The organism is Stenotrophomonas sp. PS02289, from assembly GCF_029960115.1.
Lineage (GTDB): Bacteria > Pseudomonadota > Gammaproteobacteria > Xanthomonadales > Xanthomonadaceae > Stenotrophomonas.
Genome location: NZ_JASCOZ010000270.1, coordinates 1 through 3,553 on the forward strand (window position 1 = coordinate 1; position 3,553 = coordinate 3,553).

The 3,553-nt window shown below is 64.5% G+C and carries 3 protein-coding genes; all 3 read left to right on the forward strand.

Annotated features, from left to right (window positions below; all coding sequences use genetic code 11):
• Window positions 1-313: 313 nt before the first annotated feature.
• Window positions 314-1,525: a methionine adenosyltransferase gene (gene metK / locus QMX83_RS20730; RefSeq protein ID WP_282298512.1), complete on the forward strand. Its 1,212-nt coding sequence runs from the start codon at window positions 314-316 to the stop codon at window positions 1,523-1,525.
• A gap of 182 nt (window positions 1,526-1,707) precedes the next feature.
• Entirely contained in the window at window positions 1,708-2,919 is a 1,212-nt protein-coding gene (locus QMX83_RS20735) for a hypothetical protein (RefSeq protein ID WP_282298513.1), read from the forward strand.
• A gap of 39 nt (window positions 2,920-2,958) precedes the next feature.
• Window positions 2,959-3,465, forward strand: a complete 507-nt coding sequence (locus QMX83_RS20740; RefSeq protein ID WP_282298514.1) for an acyl-CoA thioesterase — start codon at window positions 2,959-2,961, stop codon at window positions 3,463-3,465.
• The last annotated feature ends 88 nt before the right edge of the window (window positions 3,466-3,553 follow it).

Below are 3,553 nucleotides of genomic sequence, written 5' to 3' on the forward strand. Positions count from 1 at the left end.
GCTGCGGGGTGCCAGGCCGGGTCGAAGCCACGCAGGGCGTGGCTCTACGTCAATTCCGGCGAAGCCTGAACCCGGGAGGCGGCAGCCAGGTTGCGATTTGGCGGCAGATTGATGACGAGGCGGGCCGTGCGGCCGTCACGCGGATGGAACACTGGCCCCCGATGCTGGGCCCTAATGCCGTAACGGCGGCCTTTCCGGGTGGGCACGCCGGCTTAACCACGGGCAACTCCCGCTGGGCCACAATGCAATGGCAGCACTTGCCGTGTATCATTCGCGGCCATCTTTCCATCCGAATCAAAGGATATTAAGCCTGATGTCCAGCTACCTCTTCACTTCCGAGTCGGTGTCCGAAGGCCATCCCGACAAGGTTGCCGACCAGATCTCCGATGCGGTGCTGGACGCGATCCTGACCCAGGACCAGCGCGCCCGTGTCGCCTGCGAAACCATGGTCAAGACCGGCGTCGCCATCGTGGCCGGTGAAATCACCACCTCGGCCTGGATCGACCTGGAAGCGCTGACCCGCAAGGTCATCGTGGACATCGGCTATGACAGCTCCGACGTCGGCTTCGACGGCGCGACCTGCGGCGTGCTGAACCTGATCGGCAAGCAGTCCCCGCACATCGCCCAGGGCGTTGACCGCAAGAAGCCGGAAGAAATGGGCGCGGGCGACCAGGGCCTGATGTTCGGCTACGCCACCAACGAAACCGACAGCTACATGCCGGCGGCGATCCACCTGTCGCACCGCCTAGTCGAGCAGCAGGCCAAGATCCGCAAGAAGAAGAACTCGCCGCTGTCGTGGCTGCGTCCGGACGCCAAGAGCCAGGTCACCCTGCGCTATGAAAATGGCGAAGTGGCCGCCATCGACGCGGTCGTTCTGTCGACCCAGCACGCCCCGGGCATCAAGCAGAAGGACCTGATCGAGGCCGTCCGCGAAGAAATCATCAAGCCGGTGCTGCCGGCCAAGTGGCTGCACAAGGGCACCAAGTTCCACATCAACCCGACCGGCAAGTTCGAGATCGGCGGCCCGGTGGGCGACTGCGGCCTGACCGGCCGCAAGATCATCGTCGACACCTACGGCGGCTGGGCCCGTCACGGTGGTGGCGCGTTCTCGGGCAAGGACCCGTCGAAGGTTGACCGTTCGGCCGCCTACGCCGCCCGTTACGTCGCCAAGAACGTCGTGGCTGCCGGCCTGGCCGACCGTTGCGAAGTGCAGGTCTCCTACGCCATCGGCGTGGCCGAGCCGACCTCGATCTCGGTCACCACCTTCGGCACCGGCAAGATCAGCGATGACAAGATCGAAAAGCTGATCCGCAAGCACTTCGACCTGCGTCCGTACGGCATCATCAAGATGCTGGACCTGATCCACCCGATGTACCAGCAGACCGCCGCTTACGGCCACTTCGGCCGCAAGCCGAAGGAGTTCAGCTACCTCAACGGTGCTGGCGAGACGGTCAACGCCACGGCCTTCTCCTGGGAGAAGACCGACCGCGCCGCCGCCCTGCGCGCCGATGCGAAGCTGAAGTAAGAAATGGGCCGCGAAAGCGGCCCTTTTCTTACGGGTAGAGCCGACCGTTGGTCGGCTGGCCGCGCGCAGCGCGGCAATGATCGAAACCGAACAAGGGCCGCGCAAGCGGCCCTTCTTTTTGCCCATTGCAATCCCCGCCCCACCCAAGCGAGCATGTCGTAATCGACCAAGGACGCTCGCAAATGCTCTCCGCCCTGCTGGACAAGCTGTTCAAAGACACCCCGGACAACGACGCGTTTGCCGAACGCTTCATCAACACCGCCCGCCGCAGTGGCATCACCCAACCCTTGAGCTACGACGCGGCGCTGTTCCGCGTGCAGGTCGGCAAGGGTGCCTATTTCAACCTGCACAACGCCCATCACGCCTACCTCAGCGCCAAACGCGGCAAGCAGCAGCAGACGCTGGACCAGTTCGTCACCGCCCTGCACGCCAGCAATGCCCCTGAAATGGCATGGGACGAGATCCGGCCATTACTGCGGCCGATCATCCGCAGCGCCTCGCAGTTGGAGCAGGTCCGGCTGGGCGAGATCGCGCAGAAGGGCTGGGACGCACCGAACACCTTCCAGTACCGCCAGCTCACCGACGAGTGCGTGGAACTGATCGCCATTGATCACCCCGAACACACGATGACCAAGACGGATGGTCCGGCAGCGGACTGGGGTGTCTCGCTGCACGAATCCCTCGACATCGCGCGCCGCAATCTGCGCGATCAGGAGCAGGTACCCTTCGAGCCCATCGCCCCCGGCCTGTTCCGCGCCAACTGGCAGGACTGCTATGACAGCAGTCGCGCCCTGCTGCCCGAACTGGTGAACCGGGTTCCCGTTTCGGGGCGACCGGTCTTCCTGCTGGCGACCCGCGACCTGATGATGGTGGCCGGTGAGAACGACGAAGCCGCGCACCTCGCGATGTTCGACATCGCGCTGGAAGAGGTCAAGGCCGGACGCGCGATCTCGTGGGAATTGCTGCGCCACGACGACGATGGCCGCATTGTGGTGCAGGAGCCCGCCACCGAGGCGCTGCGACAGAAGCAGAGCCAGCTGCGCGTGACGTTGAACCAGGATGCCTACCACGTACAGAAGCAGTTGCTCGAGCGCGTGCATGAGGCGCATGGCGAGGACATCTTCGTAGCGACTTACATGGCGTTTGCCGCTGGCGAAGAGTGGATCTCGATTGCCAGCTGGACCGAGGGCGTGAATGCCTCGCTTCCGAAGACGGACTATCTGGCGCTGGTCATCCCCGCGGAAGACGAACCTCCCGTCATCCGAGTTCCCTGGAACAAGGCGATGGGGATCGTAGGCGATCTGCTGGAGCGCGACCTGCGCCACCTGCACCCGCCACGCTACCTGACCCGGGGTTTCCCGACGCAGCAGCAACTGGCGCAGTTGAGCGCGTAACCTCACGCCCTGCGTGGCGATGCCGGATAGAATCGCGGCATGACCACCGAACTCAAATCCCACCAGCTGTCCATGACCGTGCTGATGACGCCGGACATGGCCAATTTCTCCGGCAAGGTCCACGGCGGCGCGGTGCTGCGTCTGCTCGACCAGGTCGCCTACGCCTGCGCCAGCCGCTATGCCGGCCGCTACGTGGTGACCCTGTCGGTCGACCAGGTGACCTTCCGCGAGCCGATTCTTGTGGGCGAGCTGGTCACCTTCCTGGCGTCGGTGAACTACACCGGCACCTCATCGATGGAGATCGGGGTGAAGGTGGTCGCCGAGGACATCATGAAACGCAGCGTACGCCACGCGAACAGCTGCTTCTTCACCATGGTCGCGGTGGATGACGACGGGAAACCTACGCCGGTGCCCGCGCTTGAACTGGACGGCAGCAATCAGCGCCGCCGGCATGCCGCCGCACTGATCCGCCGGCAGCTGCGGGCGGAGATGGAGCAGCGCCAGCGCGAGTTGCTGGCGTCGAATCCGCCGTCGGCGGAAGGGTGATCGATCACGACCAACGGTCGTGATCTACCGGAATGCGTCTAGTGTCAGGGGATGGTAGCGCCGGCCGTTGGCCGGCCCTCATTACCGC